A 16952-nucleotide genomic window follows, 5' to 3' on the forward strand; every position below is an offset into this window, starting at 1 on the left:
CGCCCCCGGGAACAGCGGAGCCCCCGCCGAGGCGGGGGCTCCCAGGGGTCCGTCGACGCTCAGCCGGACCCGACGCTCAGCCGGACCCGACGAACAGCACGAGCAGCAGCCAGACCACGGGCGCCGTGGGCAGCAGGGAGTCCAGCCGGTCCATGATGCCGCCGTGCCCCGGCAGCAGCGTGCCCATGTCCTTGATCCCCAGGTCCCGCTTGATCATCGACTCGCCGAGGTCGCCCAGCGTGGCGCTCGCCGCGACCGCGAGGCCGAGCAGGAGGCCCTGCCACCAGACGCCGTCGTCGATCAGGAACTGCATGCACAGCGCACCCGCCACCATGGCGAAGGAAACCGCCCCGAGCAGCCCCTCGCGGGTCTTGCCGGGGCTGATCCGCGGAGCGAGCTTGTGCTTGCCGAAGCGCCAGCCGATGGCGTACGCCCCGGTGTCGCTGACGACGGTCAGCAGCAGGAACGTCAGCACCCGGGCCGGGCCGTCGTCGGCGGTGAGCATCATCGCGACGAACGTGGCCAGGAACGGAACGTAGAACGCGGCGAAGACGCCCGCCGTGACGTCCTTGAGGTACCCCTCGGGGGGTTCCGTCATCCGCCAGACCAGCACGGCCAGCGCGGTCAGCGCCATCGCCACCCAGGCGCCCTCGGCGCCACGGACGTACCCGGCGACGACCATCGCCGCACCGCCGACCGCGAGCGGGACGAGCGGCGCCTTGATGCCCTTGCGCTCCTCCAGCCGCTTGGTCAGCTCCCACAGACCCACCACGACGGCGACGGCGACGACCCCGACGAACGCGGCCTTGTAGACGAACAGCGAGGCGACGATCACCGCGCCGAGCCCGATGCCGACCCCTATCGCCGCACCCAGATCGCGCCCGGCGCTCTTCTTCTGCGGTCGGGGCGCCGGCTGCGGGGCGTCGTGCATGGGCTCCGGATTCTGCGGCGCGTTGCCGTGGGGCTGCGCCCGCGGCGTCTCGTCGCGGAACAGGGGGCCACCCAGCCGAGCGGCCCCCCGATCGTCATCCTGGTCTCCGCCATACGCGGGTACGTCGGGCACGATGGGCATGGGGCGAGTCTGCTGCGCCTCAGGCGCATCGTACGTGGGACCCGCCGGGGCAGCCCCCTGGACAGGCCCCTGGTCGGACGGCCCCCAGTACCCGGCTTGTGGCGGCGCTCCCCAGGAAGAGTCGTTCATCAGACCTCGAGCAGCTCAGCTTCCTTGTGCTTCAGGAGCTCGTCCACCTGGGCGACGTACTTGTGGGTGGTGTCGTCGAGCTCCTTCTCCGCACGGCGGCCCTCGTCCTCACCGACGTCGCCGTCCTTGACGAGCTTGTCGATGGCGTCCTTGGCCTTGCGGCGCACCGAGCGGATGGAGACCTTGCTGTCCTCGGCCTTGCTCCGGGCGACCTTGATGTAATCGCGGCGGCGCTCCTCGGTGAGCTCGGGGAACACCACACGGATGATGTTGCCGTCGTTGCTCGGGTTGACGCCCAGGTCGGAGTCGCGGATCGCCTGCTCGATGTTGCGCAGGGCGGTCTTGTCGAACGGGGTCACGACCGCCATGCGCGGCTCCGGCACGGAGAACGAAGCCAGCTGGTTGATCGGCGTCGGCGCGCCGTAGTAGTCGGCCACGATCTTGTTGAACATCGCCGGGTGCGCACGGCCGGTGCGGATCGCGGCGAAGTCCTCCTTGGCGACCACGACGGCCTTCTCCATCTTCTCCTCGGCCTCGAGGAGGGTCTCTTCGATCACCACTTGCTCCTGCGTGTCTTGAGTAGGCCCGGCTGCGGTTCCTTGCGGGAGGCGGCGGCCGGCTGCGTCGCGTCTTCTTCCTGCACGGTTCCCGACCGGCAGGACATTGTCCATCCCCCGGTCAGGGTCCGTAGGTGTTGCCCGTCAGTGGCGGCTGTCCTGGTCACCCACAAGCGTGCCGATCTTCTCACCCTTGACGGCACGGGCGATATTGCCCTCCGCCAGAAGCTCGAACACCAGGATCGGAAGCTTGTTGTCGCGGCAGAGCGTGACGGCGGTGGCGTCGGCGACCTTGAGGTCCCGGGTGATGACCTCGCCGTAGCCGAGGGAGTCGAACTTGACCGCGTCCGGGTTGGTCTTCGGGTCGGAGTCGTAGACGCCGTCCACGCCGTTCTTGCCCATCAGCAGCGCCTCGGCGTCGATCTCCAGGGCGCGCTGGGCGGCGGTCGTGTCGGTGGAGAAGTACGGCATGCCCATACCGGCGCCGAAGATGACCACACGGCCCTTCTCCAGGTGGCGCACGGCGCGCAGCGGGATGTACGGCTCGGCGACCTGGCCCATGGTGATGGCGGTCTGGACCCGGCTGTCGATGCCCTCCTTCTCCAGGAAGTCCTGGAGGGCGAGGCAGTTCATCACGGTGCCGAGCATGCCCATGTAGTCGGAGCGGGCGCGGTCCATGCCGCGCTGCTGCAGTTCGGCGCCGCGGAAGAAGTTGCCGCCGCCGATGACGACCGCGATCTCCGCGCCGTCGCGTACGACGGCGGCGATCTCGCGGGCGATCTTGTGCACCACGTTCGGGTCCACGCCGAGGCCCCCACCGCCGGAGAAGGCCTCTCCGGACAGCTTCAGCAGATACCGGCCGCGTACTTTGCCGTCGTCGCTCTTCTGGGCCTTGGTGGTCATCGGACTCTCACTTCTTTCCACGGGTCGCACATACGAAGAAGGCCACTGCCGGTGGGGATGGGTTCGTATCCCATACGCGGCAATGGCCTCCTCGTCAGATCTGCTGTCGTCCGCCACCGAGGTGACGGCGTACGCGGACGACTGCTGTCGACCCTATCCGGGTCGAGCGTCGATCGCGGTACGGACTCAGATGCCGACCTTGATGCGCGTGAAGCGCTTCAGGGTGACACCGGCCTCGTCCAGAACCTTCTGGACGGACTTCTTGTTGTCGAGCGCGTACGGCTGGCCGAGCAGCGTGGCGTCCTTGAAGAAGCCGTTGAGGCGACCCTCGACGATCTTCGGCAGGGCGGCCTCGGGCTTGCCCTCGGCGCGGGTGGTCTCCTCGGCGACGCGGCGCTCGGTCTCGACGACGTCGGCCGGCACGTCCTCCTTGGAGAGGTACTTCGGCGCGAAGGCGGCGATGTGCTGGGCGACACCCTTGGCCAGCTCGGCGTCGGCCTTGTCCAGCTCGACCAGGACACCGATCTGCGGCGGCAGGTCGGGCATGGTGCGGTGCATGTAGGCGTAGACGAAACCGTCGGCGTACTGCGCGAAGCGGTCGAGGACGATCTTCTCGCCGAGGTTGGCGTTGGCCTCGTCCACGAAGGCCTGGACGGTCTTGCCGGCCTCGATCTCGGAGGCGAGCAGGGCCTCGATGTCCGCCGGGGAGGTGGCGGCCACGTGCTGCGCGAGCTGGTTGGCGACGGCCTGGAACTTCTCGCCCTTGGCGACGAAGTCCGTCTCGCACTTCAGCTCGACCAGGACACCGGAGGTGTTGTCGTCGGCGATGAGGGAGACCACGGCGCCGTTCTCGGCGGAACGGCCCTCGCGCTTGGCGACGCCCTTCTGGCCCTTGATGCGGAGCGCCTCGACGGCCTTGTCGACGTTGCCCTCGGCCTCGTCCAGCGCCTTCTTGCAGTCCATCATGCCGGCGCCCGTGAGCTCACGGAGCTTCTTGACGTCGGCGGCGGTGTAGTTCGCCATGAGTCTCGAAATCTTTCTCGAAGTCTGGAAGGTCGAAGATCTGCGGGGGTCCGCGCTCCACATGTAGACGCGGACCGACGACCCACCGCTGACCTAGGGGTGAACGGCGGGGGCGGAGTTGCCCGCGCCGGAGGCGCTATTGGCTGCAGCACCGCCCCCGCCGTCACCTCTGACGCTGACGGGTCAGGCCTGCTCGGCCTCGGCGGCCGGGGCCTCGGCAGCGGCCTCGACCGGAGCCTCGGCGGCGGGAGCCTCGGCGTCGGCGGGAGCCTCGGCCGGGGTCTCGGCGGGAGCCTCGGCCGGGGCCTCGGCGGCGGCCGGAGCGTCCTCAGCCTTCTTCTCGCCCTCGAGCAGGTCGCGCTCCCACTCGGCGAGCGGCTCGCCGGCGGCCTTCTCGCCCTTGCCCTCCGTCGCCACGCCGGAACGGGCGATGAGGCCCTCGGCGACGGCGTCGGCGATCACGCGGGTGAGCAGGGTGACGGAGCGGATCGCGTCGTCGTTGCCCGGGATCTTGTAGTCGACCTCGTCGGGGTCGCAGTTGGTGTCGAGGATGGCGACGACCGGGATGTTGAGCTTCCGGGCCTCACCGACCGCGATGTGCTCCTTCTTGGTGTCCACGATCCAGACGGCGCTGGGCACCTTGGACATCTCGCGGATACCACCGAGGGTCTTCTCCAGCTTGGCCTTCTCACGCGAGAGGACCAGGAGCTCCTTCTTGGTCAGACCCGAAGCGGCGACGTCCTCGAAGTCGATCTGCTCGAGCTCCTTGAGGCGCTGCAGACGCTTGTAGACGGTCGAGAAGTTGGTGAGCATGCCGCCCAGCCAGCGCTGGTTGACGTAGGGCATGCCGACGCGGGTGGCCTGCTCGGCGATGGCCTCCTGCGCCTGCTTCTTCGTGCCGACGAACATGACCGTGCCGCCGTGGGCGACGGTCTCCTTGACGAACTCGTAGGCGCGGTCGATGTACGACAGCGACTGGAGCAGGTCGATGATGTAGATGCCGTTGCGCTCGGTGAAGATGAAGCGCTTCATCTTCGGGTTCCAGCGACGGGTCTGGTGACCGAAGTGGACGCCGCTTTCCAGCAGCTCCCGCATCGTGACGACGGCCATGGCCGTATCTCCTTGAATTTCTCGGTTGCGCCGCGGGTGCCGGACGGCTCCCGCGCCTGACGCCCACATGCGCCGTGCCACGAAGGACCGAGGAGCGCTGACACGGGTCGTTATGTCGACCCGATGTCGGGGCGTGCGAAGTCGACCCGGTGACCCGGATCGCCAGAAGAAGTGTACGGGACCGAGAAGGCACCGGGTGACGCCGCTGTCCACAAGCGCGGGGTGGTCCACAGATCCCGCCATGATCGACGGGGTGGCGGGACCCTGTGGGCATGCGAGCGAAACGATGGGCGAGTACGGCGGTGCTGGCGCTGGCGGTTCTGGCGCCGCCCGGCGCGGGACCTGGGGTGCCCCTGTCCCCCGCGGCCACGGCCACCCCGGTTGCGGCCGCGGCCCGGAGCTGGCCGGTCCCCCGTCCCACGGTCCTGCGCGGCTGGGAACCGCCCCCGGCCCCGTACGCCCGCGGCCATCGAGGAGTGGATCTTGCGGCCCCCTCCGGTACTCCCGTACGGGCGGTGGCCCCGGGCCGGGTGAGCTTCGCGGGCCGGGTGGCGGGCCGAGGCGTGATCTCGATCGAACTGACGAACACGGGCACCCCGCCCCTGCGCACCACGTACGAGCCGATCACACCGGAGGTGAAGAGGGGAGCCGAGGTGACGGCGGGCGAGGTGGTGGGGACGGTGACCGGCCCCACGCCCCACTGCCCGGGGACCTGCCTCCACTGGGGCCTGCGCAGAGGGGACACCTACCTGAACCCGCTCGGCTTCCTGAGCAGGGGCCCGTCCCGGCTCCTGCCGGTACTGGACGTGCCGCTGCCCCAGCCGGCGCGGCCCTCGGCGGCCGTCCGATACAGAAGGACGCAGGCCTCAGCCCCGCACCCCGCGCAACGCCATCGACACCGCCGCGTCCGTGATCGTCGACGGCTCCTCCGCCGCCCCCAGCTCGATCCGCCGCACGGCCGCGTCCACCACGCCCTGCAACAGCATCGCCGCGAGCCGGGGCTCCGCATGCCCCATGTCCCGCAGCGCCTCGACGATCATCGCGACCAGGCTGCCGTGCGCGGCCCGGATCTTCTCCCGGGCCCCCGCGTCCAGCTCGCTCGCGGAGATGGCGACCACGGCCCGGTGCCGCCGGTCACCCACCAGGGCCAGCTGCGCCCGCACATACGCCTCGACCTTGCCCTCGGCCGACGCCGCCCCGTCCATCGCCGCGGCGACCTCCGCGGCCCACAGGGGGAAGTCGACCTCGCACAGCTCCTCGACCACGGCGGCCCGTGACCGGAAGTACTCGTACACGGACGACCGCGCAAGCCCCGTCCGCTCGGCGAGCGCCGGAAACGTCAGCGCTTCCGTCCCGCCCTCGGACAGCAGGGAACGAGCCGCGTCCAGCAGGGCGGCTCGCTGCATCGACCGGTGCTCGGCCACGGAGGCCGCTCGAATCCTTGGCACGTCAACCACTCTACGGACGCGCCGCCCACGACGGGAGTGACTCCCGGCCGCCCGCTCGGGCTCACCGACCGAAACTCGCCAGCTTCGCCCGCAGCTGGAGCACCGACTTGGTGTGGATCTGGCTCACCCGGCTCTCGGTCACCCCGAGCACGTTGCCGATCTCGGCGAGCGTGAGCCCTTCGTAGTAGTAGAGCGTCACGACGGTCTTCTCCCGCTCGGGCAGCGTGTTGATCGCCCGTGCCAGGAACCGGCGCAGCTCCCGGTCCTCGGCCACCTCCACGGGGTTGTCCGCGGCGGTGTCCTCCAGCGTGTCCATGACGCTGAGCCCGTCCCCGCTGTCGCCGCCCACATGCAGCAGCTCCTCCAGGGCCACTACATTGGCCAGCGACAACTGGCTGAACACGGCGTGCAGTTCGTCGACGCCGATGCCCATCTCGGCGGCCACCTCCCCCTCCGACGGCGTGCGCCGAAGCCGCGCCTCCAGGGTCGTGTAGGCCCGCTCCACGTTGCGCGCCTTCTGCCGGACCGACCGCGGGATCCAGTCAAGCGCCCGCAGCTCGTCGATCATCGCGCCCCGGATCCGGGTGATCGCGTACGTCTCGAACTTGATCTCCCGCTCGATGTCGAACTTCTCGATCGCGTCGATCAGCCCGAACACCCCCGAGGACACGAAATCGGCCTGCTCCACATTGGGCGGCAGTCCGACGCTCACCCGCCCCGCCACGTACTTCACGAGCGGCGAGTAGTGCAGGATCAGCTGCTCGCGCAGCCGCTCGTCCCCCGTCGCCTTGTACGACCGCCACAGCTCGTCGAGCGTCGAGGGAGCGGGGGGCCGCACGCTGCCACCGTCCCGGGCGGCTGGGGGGAGCGCCGCCCGGTCGGCCCCGGAGGTGTGCTGGGGCATTCGTCGCCTTGTGCCGTTCTGCCGTGAAGTGCGGGTGCTTGGGTGAGCTGTCGGTCTGGTACGGGTCTGATGCCGCGTTGCCGGTCTGCACCGGAATCCACGTGAGCGTAGCGTGACTGGACAGTCGCGGTGTGCGAAGGCCAGGGCTCGGAGCGTGCGCAGATACGTTCCGCTGGGCGTCCCCCCGGGGCATGGCGGTCGCTCTGCGTGATCACCCCGGCGCATCAACTCCGGGAATCCGCAAGGGCGTCACGGTTCCCCCGGACGGCCGAACACGCTCGGTCAGCACCGACTTCGATCTCCGCGGACCGAGATCATCGACTGGCGTGTCAACTTCCAGCCGTCGCCGTGTCGTTCGACGTAACCAAGTGCTCGCAGTTCGTACAGCCGGGCGATGGCGTCGTCGTCCGTGGTCCCCGCCCCGCGGGCGATCTCGTCGGGCAGGGCCGGGCGGCTCCCGGGCAGCGCGTTCAGCACCCGGCGGGCGCCCGGCGCCAGCAGATCCCGCGGCAGGACGGGCCCGCGCCGGTCCGGAGCGAGCTCGCCCATGTCCCCGACGAGTTCGACGACTTCCGCGGCGTCGGTGACGAGGACGGCGTCTCCCCGCAGCAGTTCGTGCACCCCCGCGGAGAGCCCGCTGGTCGCCGGCCCCGGTACCCCTATCGTGTGGCGCCCCAACCGCTGTGCCGCCCGCGCCGTGGCCAGCGACCCGCTCCGATGCGCGGCCTCGACCACGACGGTGCCCCTGGTGAGCGCGGCGATCACCCGGTTGCGCACGATGAATCTGCTGGGCGTCGGGTGGTCCCCGGGCGGCAACTCACCGATGACGAGGCCCTGTTCCGCGATCCGGTTGATCAACTGGGTGTGCCCCCGCGGATAGGGCCGGTCCACCCCGCAGGCGAGCACGGCCACGGTGGCCCCGCCCGCGGCGAGGGCCCCGCGGTGGGCGGCGCCGTCGATGCCGTAGGCACCTCCGGAGACCACCACCCACCCCCGCTCGGCGAGCTCCCCGCCGAGGACGGCCGCCATATGGGAGCCGTACTCGGTGCACGCCCGCGCTCCCACCACGGCCACGGACCGCAGCGCCCACATCCGCAGACTGGCCACGCCCCGCACCCACAGCCCCACCGGCCGCGCGTCCCCGAGATCGTCGAGCTGCCCCGGCCACTCGGTGGCCCCCGGGCGGACGAACCGGACCCCCGCGTCCCGGGCCACCGCGAGGTCCCGCTCGGGATCGGCCCGCTCGGCCCGCGCCAACAGCCCGGCCCAGCGCCGCTCACTCACCCCCTCGGGCCTGGCCCCCTTCTCCCGCAACCACCGTGCGACCTCCCGCGTCCCCCGTTCCCGCAGCCACCGCCCCGCCGTCTCGTAGCCGGGCTCGAGAACCCTGGCGAGGAACACCCGGTCGTGCAGCTCCTCGTCCGGATCGTCGGCGCGGCTCACGTCAACGCCCCGATGGCCATCGGCACCCCTCGGGGGACCCCGGTCCGCAGTTGCAGCGCCAGGGCGACGTCCGTCGCGTCGGGCCGGTCGTGGCCGACGAGGTCGGCGACGGTCCAGGCGACCCGGAGGACCCGGTCGAGGCCGCGTGCGGTCAGGGCACCCCGTTCCAGGCTGCGCTCGGCCTCCTCCATCGCGCCGGACGCGGCGTGCCAGCGGCTGCGCAGCTCGCGGCCCGGTACCTCGCTGTTCGTCCGCCACGGCGTACCCGCCAGCCGGGCCGACGCCCGCTCCCTGGCCTGCCGGACCCGGGCGGCCACCGCCGCCGTGGACTCGCCCCTGGCACCGCGCTCGGTCAGCTCCGCCCGCGTGATCCGGTCCACCTCGACCCGCAGGTCGACCCGGTCGAGCAGCGGCCCGGAGAGCCGGGCCTGGTAGCGGCGGACGACGGCGGGCGGGCATTCGCAGAAGTCGTCGTTCTGGGAGAACCGGCCGCAGGGGCAGGGGTTGGCCGCCAGCACCATCAGGAACTTCGCCGGGAACCGGACGACACCCGCGCTGCGCGCGATCACCACGTGCCCGGCCTCCAGGGGCTGGCGGAGGGCATCGAGCGCTTGGCTGCTGAACTCGGGCGTCTCGTCCAGGAACAGCACGCCCCGATGGGACAGCGACACCGCGCCCGGCCGGGCGATGCCGGGACCGCCGCCGACCAGGGCCTGCATCGTCGCGGAGTGATGCGGGGCGCAGTAGGGCGGGACGTCGATCAGCGGCTTGCCCGCGGGCAGCAGTCCCGCCACCGAGTGCACCGCCGTGACCTCCAGGGACTCCTGCCTGGCCAGCGGGGGCAGGATCGCGGGCAGCCGCTCGGCGAGCATGGTCTTGCCGGCACCGGGCGGCCCCTCCAGGAACAGATGGTGTCCGCCGGCCGCGGCGACCTCCACGGCCGTACGCGCCGAGAGCTGGCCCACGACGTCGGCGAGGTCGTGGGCGCTGTCCTGCTGTGCCGCTCCGGCGCTGTGCATGCCCGTGGCCGCGCCCGTGCCGGGCACCCGCAGTCCGGCGAGCAGCGGATCGGGGCGCCCGGGTTCGTGCGGTTCCTCCTCGGGCACGGGTTCGTCGGCCAGTACCGCGATCAGCTGGCGCAGACTGCGCACCCCCAGCACGGAGACGCCCGGCACCAGGGAGGCCTCGGCGGCGGCGCTCTCCGGTACGACCACCTGTTCGTACCCGGCGTGGGCGGCGGCGAGCACCGCGGGCAGGATGCCCCGGACGGGCCGCACCCGGCCGTCCAGACCCAGCTCCCCGATCATCACGATGTCGGCGAGGACCCGCGGATCGATGCGCTCCGCCGCGCCCAGGACCGCGCTGGCGATCGCCAGGTCGAAGCCGCTGCCGGCCTTGGGTACCGACGCCGGGCTGAGCCCCACCGTCAGCTTCTTCTGCGGCCACGGGGTCCCGGAGTTCACCACCGCCGCCCGGACCCGGTCCCGGCTCTCCGTCAGGCTCTTGTCCGGCAGGCCGACCAGGGTGAAGGCGGCGACGCCCGGTTCGAGGTCGGCCTGGACCTCCACCACCACGCCCTCGACTCCGACCAGGGCCACCGAGCAGGTGCGGGCGAACCCCATCACGCCACCCCCCGCACATGGTCGACCACGGGGGCGCCCCGCTGGGGGAGGAGGACGCCGACGACGTCGATGCGGACGCCGCCGGGTGGTGCTCCGCCGTGGGACTGGATCCAGCGTTCGGCCAGGTGTCGCAGGCGGTCCGCCTTCTCGGGCGTGACCGCGGCCATCGGGTGTTCGAAGCAGTCGCCCCTGCGGGTCTTGACCTCACAGACGACCAGCGCGTCCCCGTCCCGCGCCACGATGTCGATCTCGCCGGTCCGGCCGCAGCGCCAGTTGCGCTCCAGGACCGTCATCCCGGCCTCGGCCAGCCTCCTGGCGGCCAGCCCTTCTCCGTACTTTCCGAGTGCACTGCGTGCGTTCATGTCGGCACCACCTCCGGCACCGACGATCACGTATCCGCCCCCAAGAAAAGGATCTTGGTGGACAAGTCACTGACTGTGGACAACTCCGTCACCCGCCCGGGAGCTCCAGGTCGCTCTTGTTCAGCTCCTCGATGTTCACGTCCTTGAACGTGAGCACACGCACCTGCTTCACGAAGCGGGCCGGCCGGTACATGTCCCAGACCCAGGCGTCCGCCATGGACACCTCGAAGAACACCTCTCCCTGGACCGAGTGCACCTGCATCTCGTAGTCGTTGGTCAGATAGAAGCGCCGCTCGGTCTCGATCACGTATTTGAACAGACCGACGACATCGCGGTACTCCCGGTAGAGCTTGAGCTCCATCTCGGTCTCGTACTTCTCGAGGTCCTCGGCGCTCATGGCATGTTCCCCTTCAGCCGTGCGATCCCCCCATTGTGCGCCAGTCCCGCGAGCCCCTAGACGATTTCGGTGTCCAGGGTCACGGGCCCGGCCGGGGGACCTTCGTCGAGCAGCCTGCGCAGCAGCTCGGCGAGTCTGGTCGGATACACCGTCTCATGTGCCTGGCTCAGTTCCTGACAGGTCCACCAGCGTGCTCCGGCGACACTGCGCCGCTCCAGCTCGGTGAGGCCCCAGGCCCCCGGAACCACGTCCCGAGCGTCCGCCGTACGGGCCAGGTAGTACCACTCGTCCTGGTCCCAGCGGCGCCCGGCGAAGGGGAACGAGCACGTCCGCCGCCACAGCACCGGGCCGAGCTCGACCTCGGTGATGCCGGTCTCCTCGGCGAGTTCCCGCAGCGCGGCCTGTTCCCGGGTCTCGTCGCCCTCGACGCCCCCGCCGGGCGTGAACCACCAGTCGTCACTCACGTCGTCCGGCTCGTGCCCGTGCAGCAGCAGGATCCGGTCCTCGGGGTCCAGCAGGACCACCCGGGCGACCTTGCGCATCCCGCCCGCGTACACGTCCTCAGCGGGCACCCGCGGGCTCCGTCCCGGTACGGGAGCGCCCCAGCCACTTCGCCACGGGCCCGTACGCCGCACCGCCGAGCACCAGCAGCGCGCCCACCAGGATCAGGACGCCCATGGTGCGCAGCGGCCCCGGCGAGGAGATCGCGCCCAGTTCCTCGAAGCCGGAGGGCCGCTCCAGCATGCCGTCCATCGGCCAGACGACGGCGTCGACCCGGGCGGTCACCGCGCCGGTCGCCACCGTGCCGCTCGCGGCATCGGTCAGATGGGCGGTGGAGTCCAGCGAGCCGTGCCGCTCGTCACCGAGCAGGAACAGCCGCCCCTCGGGGACGGTCACGGTCGGGAAGTCGGTGCTCCCGGCCAGGCTGCCGTCGGCCAGATACGGCTCGTCGATCTTCTTGCCGTCGACCGTCAGCTTGCCGTCCGTGCAGCAGGCGACGGTGTCGCCGCCGATGGCCACCACCCGCTTGAGCACCGGCGCGTTCGCCCACGCCTCGTCGTTGAAGACGACGACGTCCCCGCGCCGTATCGCGTCCCCGTCGACCCGCTCGGCCAGCACCCGGTCCCCGGCATCGATGGTCGGCGCCATGGAGGTGGTGGGCACGGTGTACGGCCGGTAGACCACCGCCGCCCAGGCGAAGCCGCCCAGGAACAGCACCAGGCCCAGCGCGACCGCGAGACCGGACAACCGCTGTCCGGTCCGGCTGCCCGCCGGGCCCTTGCCTCCGCCGCTCGGCGGGGCCGTACGCGTAGTGGTCTCACCCATGGGTCCGCACCCTACCCGGGGGTACACCCCGGGGTCAGCCCATGGTCTGGATCACTCGGAGCCGTTGCGGGCCCGCTGACGACGCCACAGAACGAGCGGTACGGCACCGACGAGGGCGAGGCCCGAAGGAGCGACGGCCGCCGTGCGCGCGCTGAGGTTCTGGTCGAAGGTGTCCGGAACCGGCAGGTTGTCCCAGCGGTTGATCGGCCAGGCCACCACGACGGCACGCCCGACGACCTTGTCGACCGGCACCATGCCCTTGTTGGCGTCCGCCTGGTTGTAGCGCGAGTCCCGGGAGTTCTGCCGGTGGTCGCCCATGACCCAGAGGTAGCCCTCGGGGATCTTCACCTTGAACTGGCCGCCGTCGCTGTCGTCGGTGCACGGGGTGTTGCCCGGGTAGACGTACGACGACTCGTTCAGCGCCTTGCCGTTGATCTTCAGCGGGCCGGTGCCCTTGCACTCGACGGTGTCACCGCCGACCCCGACGACCCGCTTGATCAGGTCCTTCTCCTCGGAGGAGGGCATCAGGCCGATCCAGCTGAGGAAGGTCTGCAGGACGTTCGGTTCGGGCGTGGGCTCGCCGGCCAGCCAGTTGTCGGGGTCGTGGAAGACGACGACCTCGCCGCGATCGGGCTCCGAACCGAACCAGGGGGTGAGCTTGTCGACCAGCACCCGGTCGCCCTGCTGGAGGGTGTTCTGCATCGAGTCGGAGGGGATGGAGAAGGCCTGCACCAGGAACGTCTTGATCAGCAGCGCCAGCACCAGCGCGATACCGATCAGGATGGGCAGCTCCTTCCAGAAGGAGCGCGCCTTGTTCGCCTTGGGGGCGGGCTCGCCCGGCCCCTGGCCGTCCGTGCGGGCCTGCTCGCCGGCCGCGGTGCCCGCGTCGGCCCTGCCGGGGTCATGTCCGGAGGTCACGGCGCCGTCCGCGCCCGGTCCGGTCGCCTCCGCGGGGCGTCCGCGGTCCTCGCCGTCGTGCCCGGATCGTGCGCCTACCGCCACATCCCCCACGCCAACTCCTTACTCTGTGCCGCTGCCTGCCCCAAAGGCGGTGCAGGCCCACCACTCCCATAACGAGCGGGAGTTCCGCAGGGCTCGGGAGTCGGATCGGTTCGTTCGGATCGTCGGAGGCAACCCTATGCGACAGCCGGGGAGCCGCGGTCGACCCGGTGGCCGAGTCGGAGACCGACGCGTACGTTTTCGGTTCGTCCAGGGTGCCCCAGTGACCGAAGGGCCAGGCGATGACCACGGCACGGCCGACCACCTCGTCCTCGGAGACCGTGCCGCCGTTCTGGTCCTGGTGCGAGCGGGAGTCGGCGGAGTCGGCGCGATGGTCACCCATCACCCACAGCCGCCCCTGCGGGACGGTGACGTCGAACTCGGTCAGGGAGGGGACGTTCCCGGGAAAGAGGTAGTCCTCCTCCAGGGGGACGCCGTTGACGGTGACCCGCCCTTGCGCGTCGCAGCACGTGACCCGGTCCCCGCCGACGCCGACGACCCGCTTGATCAGGTCCTTCTCGTTCTCGGACGGCAGCAGACCGATGAAGGTGAGCCCTTCCTTGATCTGCTTGACGACGACGGGGTCCTCCTTCTTGGCCGTGGGCTGCTCGTCCTGGAGCCAGCCGCCGGGGTCCTTGAACACGACGACGTCCCCGCGCTGCGGCTTGGAGCCGAACCACGGGGTGAGCTTGTCGACCAGGACCCGGTCGCCGATCTGGATCGTCTGCTCCATCGACCCGGACGGGATCACGAAGGCCTGGACGAGAAAGGTCTTCAGGACGAGCGCTATGAGCACCGCGACACCGATGAGGAGCGGTATCTCCTTGATCGCGCTGCGCCGGCGCCGTCGCTTGACCTTGCGCTGCAGCTTGCGCCGCTCCGCGCGCGTCCGGCCGCCCCCGGAGGCGGAGGCGCGCCGGGAGCCGGTGGGCAGGAGGTCTTCGGCGGCGCTGCTGGGTGCCCCGCGCGGCTTGCCGCGGTTACCCATGCCCACCGGCCGGGCCGGGCACGCGCGCGTACGCGTCGGGGCGCTCCAGACGGGTCCAGTGGGCGGTGGGCCAGACGATCCAGTCGGCGCGGCCGATCACGTCCCCGACGGGGATCATCCCGCCGCCCGGGGAGCCGAGGTGGTCGCGGGAGTCGCTGGAGGCGCTGCGGTGGTCGCCGAGGACGAAGAGGCTGTCCGCGGGCACGACGACGTCGAAGGACACGCCGGAGGGGCCGTCCCCGGGGTACAGGAACTCCGACTCGTCGACCGACCGGCCGTTCACCTGGATCCTCCCCTCCTTGTCGCAGCAGACCACCCGGTCCTCCCCCACCCCGACCACGCGCTTGATGTAGTCCGCGTCCCCGAAGTACCCGGTTCCGTCGAACACCACGACATCGCCACGCTGCGGCTGGGCACCGAAACGGTACGCCAACTTATTTACGACAACGCGGTCCCCGATCCTCAATCCGCGTTCCATGGATCCGCTGGGGATCTGGAAGGGCTGGAGCACGAACGTGCTGAGCAGCAGCAGGAAGAGCAGGCAGATCAGCAGGGTCAGGGTGATCCGGCCGCCGGGCAGCCACTCGGAGATCCGCGCCACCAACGCGAAGCGCGACCGGCCCTCCGTGCCGCTCGGTGCGGGTGCGGAGGAGCGGTCGCGCTCCGTCGGCTGTGCTTCGGTGTCCATCGGGGCCGATGCTATCCGGCCTCGCTGTGACGTCCGGAAAGCGCTCAGTTGTCGCGCTTCTCCTTGATCTTCGCGGCCTTGCCGCGCAGCTCACGGAGGTAGTACAGCTTGGCGCGCCGCACGTCACCACGGGTGACGAGCTCGATCTTCTCCACGATCGGGGTGTGCACCGGGAAGGTGCGCTCGACGCCGACGGAGAAGGAGACCTTGCGGACCGTGAAGGTCTCACGGACACCGGCGCCCTGGCGGCGGATGACTACGCCCTTGAACTGCTGCACACGGGAGCGGTTGCCCTCGATGACGCGGACGTGGACGTTGACGGTGTCACCCGGGCGGAAGGCCGGGACGTCGCTGCGCAGCGACGCGGAGTCGACAGAGTCGAGCAGGTGAGACATGTCGTCTGCTTTCTTCACCCATGCCACAGGTCATAGGCGGGAGTAGTTTTCAGGAGGATGCTGTTCGCGTCGGGGCGGGCGTCGTGTCCCCCTGTGGCAGGGGCGCACGCCGGACGGCGCACAACAGCGGCCTATTCTTCCACGGCCCCGGGCCTGCGCCAAAATCGGCCGTATCGCTCGCCCTCGGGATCCGGTGCCCAGCCGAGGATGGAGAGCATTTCGCGGTCCTTCTTGTCGAAGGCCTTGGGGTCGCAGCGCTCGATCAGGTCGGGCCGATGGGCGGTCGTCCGCTTCAGGGCCTCGTCGCGCCGCCAGCGGGCGATCTTCCCGTGGTGCCCGCTGAGCAGTACGTCCGGGATGCCGCGGCCGCGCCACTCGGGCGGCTTGGTGTAGACGGGTCCCTCCAGGAGGCTCGCCATGGCGCCGGGCGCGAAGGAGTCGTCGCGGTGGGACTCGGCGTTGCCGAGGACCCCGGGCAGCAGCCGGGCCACGGCCTCCGTCATCACCAGGACGGCCGCTTCCCCGCCGGCCAGGACGTAGTCGCCGATGGACACCTCGTGGACCGGCATCCGGGTCGCGTACTCGTCGATGACCCGTCGGTCGATGCCCTCGTAGCGGGCCGGGGTGAAGATCAGCCACGGACGCGCGGAGAGCTCCACCGCGAGTTCCTGGGTGAAGGGCCGGCCGCTCGGCGTGGGGACGATCAGCGTGGGCGCGTGGGAGCCGCTCTCGTAGCCGTCCGCGAGGACGGAGTCCAGCGCGTCGCCCCAGGGGTCGGTCTTCATGACCATGCCGGGGCCGCCGCCGTAGGGCGTGTCGTCGACCGTGTTGTGGCGGTCGTAGGTCCAGCCGCGCAGGTCGTGCACCTGGACGTTGAGCTGTCCACGCGCGCGTGCCTTGCCGACCAGGGAGACGTTCAGGGGCTCCAGGTACTCGGGGAAGATCGTGACGACGTCGAGGCGCATCAGGACTCGTCCCGCGAGGAGGCGATCTCCGCCTGGTCGTCGATGAGGCCGGGCGGCGGGTCGATGACCGCCTTCTGCTCGGCGAGGTCGATCTCGGTGACGATCTCCTGGACGAACGGGATCATCACCTCGCTGCCGTCGGGCCGCTCGACGATGAACAGGTCCTGCGAGGGCAGATGCGAGATCTCGGTGATCCGGCCGACCTCCTCGCCGTCCTTGGTGACCACGTCGAGGTCCATCAGCTGGTGGTCGTAGTACTCGTCCTCCTCCTCGGGCAGTTCGTCGGGGTCGACGTCGGCGATGAGGAGGATGTTGCGCAGGGCCTCGGCTCCGGTGCGGTCGCGCACGCCCTCGAAGCGCAGCAGCAGCCGGCCGCTGTGCACCCGGCCGGTCTCGATGGTGAGCGGGCCCGCGGATGCGGGATCGGTGGCCAGTACGGCGCCGGGGGCGAGCCGGAGTTCCGGCTCGTCGGTACGTACCTCGACGGTGACCTCGCCCTTGATGCCGTGGGCGCGGCCGATCCGGGCGACTACGAGCTGCACTTTTCGAAGATCTCCTGTCGTACGTACGACTGCGGGCCGGGGACGGCACTGTGGCCCTCCCCGGCCCGAGCCGGTGCTG

At 70.8% G+C, this 16952-nt stretch carries 19 protein-coding genes and 1 pseudogene; 1 reads left to right on the plus strand and 19 read right to left on the minus strand.

All coding sequences use genetic code 11. The features are described 5' to 3' along the window. Positions 1-76: 76 nt before the first annotated feature. The 5 genes from ACWD11_RS21080 to rpsB form a co-directional block, all read right to left on the minus strand. Positions 77-1201: a phosphatidate cytidylyltransferase gene (locus ACWD11_RS21080; RefSeq protein ID WP_389414724.1), complete on the minus strand. Its 1125-nt coding sequence runs from the start codon at positions 1199-1201 to the stop codon at positions 77-79. Next, the gene (gene frr / locus ACWD11_RS21085; protein WP_389414725.1) at positions 1201-1758 is read right to left on the minus strand and encodes a ribosome recycling factor; all 558 of its coding nucleotides are present in this window, start codon (positions 1756-1758) and stop codon (positions 1201-1203) included. The genes ACWD11_RS21080 and frr overlap by 1 nt, the downstream gene beginning before the upstream one ends. 144 nt (positions 1759-1902) lie before the next feature. Next, positions 1903-2661 carry a UMP kinase gene (gene pyrH / locus ACWD11_RS21090; protein WP_389414726.1) on the minus strand — a complete coding sequence of 253 codons (759 nt, stop codon included), beginning with the start codon at positions 2659-2661 and terminating at the stop codon, positions 1903-1905. Between the two features lie 186 nt (positions 2662-2847). Then, a complete protein-coding gene (gene tsf / locus ACWD11_RS21095) occupies positions 2848-3684 on the minus strand; it encodes a translation elongation factor Ts (protein WP_451284726.1) in 837 nt (278 codons plus the stop codon). A 183-nt stretch (positions 3685-3867) separates the two neighbouring features. Beyond that, positions 3868-4794: a 30S ribosomal protein S2 gene (gene rpsB, locus ACWD11_RS21100; protein ID WP_389414728.1), complete on the minus strand. Its 927-nt coding sequence runs from the start codon at positions 4792-4794 to the stop codon at positions 3868-3870. A 272-nt stretch (positions 4795-5066) separates the two neighbouring features. On the opposite strand from rpsB, the pseudogene ACWD11_RS21105 reads away from it, so the two are divergent. Continuing rightward, positions 5067-5492, plus strand: a pseudogene (locus ACWD11_RS21105) (peptidoglycan DD-metalloendopeptidase family protein); the annotation flags it as partial. A gap of 168 nt (positions 5493-5660) precedes the next feature. Here the strand turns inward: ACWD11_RS21105 and ACWD11_RS21110 are convergent. From ACWD11_RS21110 to rimM, 14 genes are all read right to left on the minus strand, one after another. Further along, entirely contained in the window at positions 5661-6218 is a 558-nt protein-coding gene (locus ACWD11_RS21110; protein WP_389415605.1) for a TetR/AcrR family transcriptional regulator, read from the minus strand. An 85-nt stretch (positions 6219-6303) separates the two neighbouring features. Beyond that, entirely contained in the window at positions 6304-7146 is an 843-nt protein-coding gene (gene whiG / locus ACWD11_RS21115) for an RNA polymerase sigma factor WhiG (protein WP_389414729.1), read from the minus strand. A gap of 282 nt (positions 7147-7428) precedes the next feature. Continuing rightward, positions 7429-8589 carry a DNA-processing protein DprA gene (gene dprA / locus ACWD11_RS21120; RefSeq protein WP_451284728.1) on the minus strand — a complete coding sequence of 387 codons (1161 nt, stop codon included), beginning with the start codon at positions 8587-8589 and terminating at the stop codon, positions 7429-7431. Beyond that, positions 8586-10211, minus strand: a complete 1626-nt coding sequence (locus ACWD11_RS21125) for a YifB family Mg chelatase-like AAA ATPase (protein WP_389414731.1) — start codon at positions 10209-10211, stop codon at positions 8586-8588. The genes dprA and ACWD11_RS21125 overlap by 4 nt, the downstream gene beginning before the upstream one ends. Further along, positions 10211-10573, minus strand: coding sequence for a YraN family protein (locus ACWD11_RS21130; protein WP_389414732.1), 363 nt, complete (start codon positions 10571-10573; stop codon positions 10211-10213). Before ACWD11_RS21130 ends, ACWD11_RS21125 begins: the two co-directional genes overlap by 1 nt. Positions 10574-10661: 88 nt before the next feature. After that, complete coding sequence (locus ACWD11_RS21135) at positions 10662-10970, minus strand: DUF2469 domain-containing protein (protein WP_003965949.1); 309 nt, start codon at positions 10968-10970, stop codon at positions 10662-10664. A gap of 56 nt (positions 10971-11026) precedes the next feature. Beyond that, positions 11027-11512: an NUDIX hydrolase gene (locus ACWD11_RS21140; RefSeq protein ID WP_389415606.1), complete on the minus strand. Its 486-nt coding sequence runs from the start codon at positions 11510-11512 to the stop codon at positions 11027-11029. 19 nt (positions 11513-11531) lie between these two features. Beyond that, positions 11532-12296 carry a signal peptidase I gene (lepB, locus tag ACWD11_RS21145; RefSeq protein WP_389414733.1) on the minus strand — a complete coding sequence of 255 codons (765 nt, stop codon included), beginning with the start codon at positions 12294-12296 and terminating at the stop codon, positions 11532-11534. Between the two features lie 51 nt (positions 12297-12347). Further along, positions 12348-13307, minus strand: a complete 960-nt coding sequence (gene lepB, locus ACWD11_RS21150; protein WP_389414734.1) for a signal peptidase I — start codon at positions 13305-13307, stop codon at positions 12348-12350. Then, positions 13198-14283, minus strand: a complete 1086-nt coding sequence (gene lepB, locus ACWD11_RS21155; protein WP_389415607.1) for a signal peptidase I — start codon at positions 14281-14283, stop codon at positions 13198-13200. The genes lepB (ACWD11_RS21150) and lepB (ACWD11_RS21155) overlap by 110 nt, the downstream gene beginning before the upstream one ends. After that, positions 14276-14971 (minus strand): signal peptidase I, encoded by a 696-nt coding sequence (lepB, locus tag ACWD11_RS21160; protein WP_451284732.1) that lies wholly within the window; start codon positions 14969-14971, stop codon positions 14276-14278. The genes lepB (ACWD11_RS21155) and lepB (ACWD11_RS21160) overlap by 8 nt, the downstream gene beginning before the upstream one ends. A 44-nt stretch (positions 14972-15015) precedes the next feature. Next, positions 15016-15366: a 50S ribosomal protein L19 gene (gene rplS / locus ACWD11_RS21165; protein WP_030041016.1), complete on the minus strand. Its 351-nt coding sequence runs from the start codon at positions 15364-15366 to the stop codon at positions 15016-15018. A gap of 131 nt (positions 15367-15497) precedes the next feature. Further along, on the minus strand, positions 15498-16331 hold the full coding sequence (gene trmD / locus ACWD11_RS21170; RefSeq protein ID WP_389414736.1) for a tRNA (guanosine(37)-N1)-methyltransferase TrmD: 834 nt from the start codon (positions 16329-16331) through the stop codon (positions 15498-15500). Further along, the gene (rimM, locus tag ACWD11_RS21175; RefSeq protein ID WP_250074586.1) at positions 16331-16873 is read right to left on the minus strand and encodes a ribosome maturation factor RimM; all 543 of its coding nucleotides are present in this window, start codon (positions 16871-16873) and stop codon (positions 16331-16333) included. Before rimM ends, trmD begins: the two co-directional genes overlap by 1 nt. Positions 16874-16952: the final 79 nt, after the last annotated feature.

It is taken from the genome of Streptomyces sp. NPDC002776, from assembly GCF_053592195.1.

Bases quoted from the DNA above. Each gene is read 5' to 3' on its own strand.
- ACWD11_RS21135 (WP_003965949.1), bottom strand. From the start codon at position 10,970: ATGAGCGCCGAGGACCTCGAGAAGTACGAGACCGAGATGGAGCTCAAG.
- ACWD11_RS21080 (WP_389414724.1), bottom strand. From the start codon at position 1,201: ATGAACGACTCTTCCTGGGGAGCGCCGCCACAAGCCGGGTACTGGGGG.
- ACWD11_RS21130 (WP_389414732.1), bottom strand. From the start codon at position 10,573: ATGAACGCACGCAGTGCACTCGGAAAGTACGGAGAAGGGCTGGCCGCC.
- lepB (WP_389414733.1), bottom strand. From the start codon at position 12,296: ATGGGTGAGACCACTACGCGTACGGCCCCGCCGAGCGGCGGAGGCAAG.
- rplS (WP_030041016.1), bottom strand. From the start codon at position 15,366: ATGTCTCACCTGCTCGACTCTGTCGACTCCGCGTCGCTGCGCAGCGAC.
- lepB (WP_389415607.1), bottom strand. From the start codon at position 14,283: ATGGGTAACCGCGGCAAGCCGCGCGGGGCACCCAGCAGCGCCGCCGAA.
- ACWD11_RS21125 (WP_389414731.1), bottom strand. From the start codon at position 10,211: ATGGGGTTCGCCCGCACCTGCTCGGTGGCCCTGGTCGGAGTCGAGGGC.
- lepB (WP_451284732.1), bottom strand. From the start codon at position 14,971: ATGGACACCGAAGCACAGCCGACGGAGCGCGACCGCTCCTCCGCACCC.
- ACWD11_RS21140 (WP_389415606.1), bottom strand. From the start codon at position 11,512: ATGCGCAAGGTCGCCCGGGTGGTCCTGCTGGACCCCGAGGACCGGATC.
- tsf (WP_451284726.1), bottom strand. From the start codon at position 3,684: ATGGCGAACTACACCGCCGCCGACGTCAAGAAGCTCCGTGAGCTCACG.
- whiG (WP_389414729.1), bottom strand. From the start codon at position 7,146: ATGCCCCAGCACACCTCCGGGGCCGACCGGGCGGCGCTCCCCCCAGCC.
- rpsB (WP_389414728.1), bottom strand. From the start codon at position 4,794: ATGGCCGTCGTCACGATGCGGGAGCTGCTGGAAAGCGGCGTCCACTTC.
- pyrH (WP_389414726.1), bottom strand. From the start codon at position 2,661: ATGACCACCAAGGCCCAGAAGAGCGACGACGGCAAAGTACGCGGCCGG.
- trmD (WP_389414736.1), bottom strand. From the start codon at position 16,331: ATGCGCCTCGACGTCGTCACGATCTTCCCCGAGTACCTGGAGCCCCTG.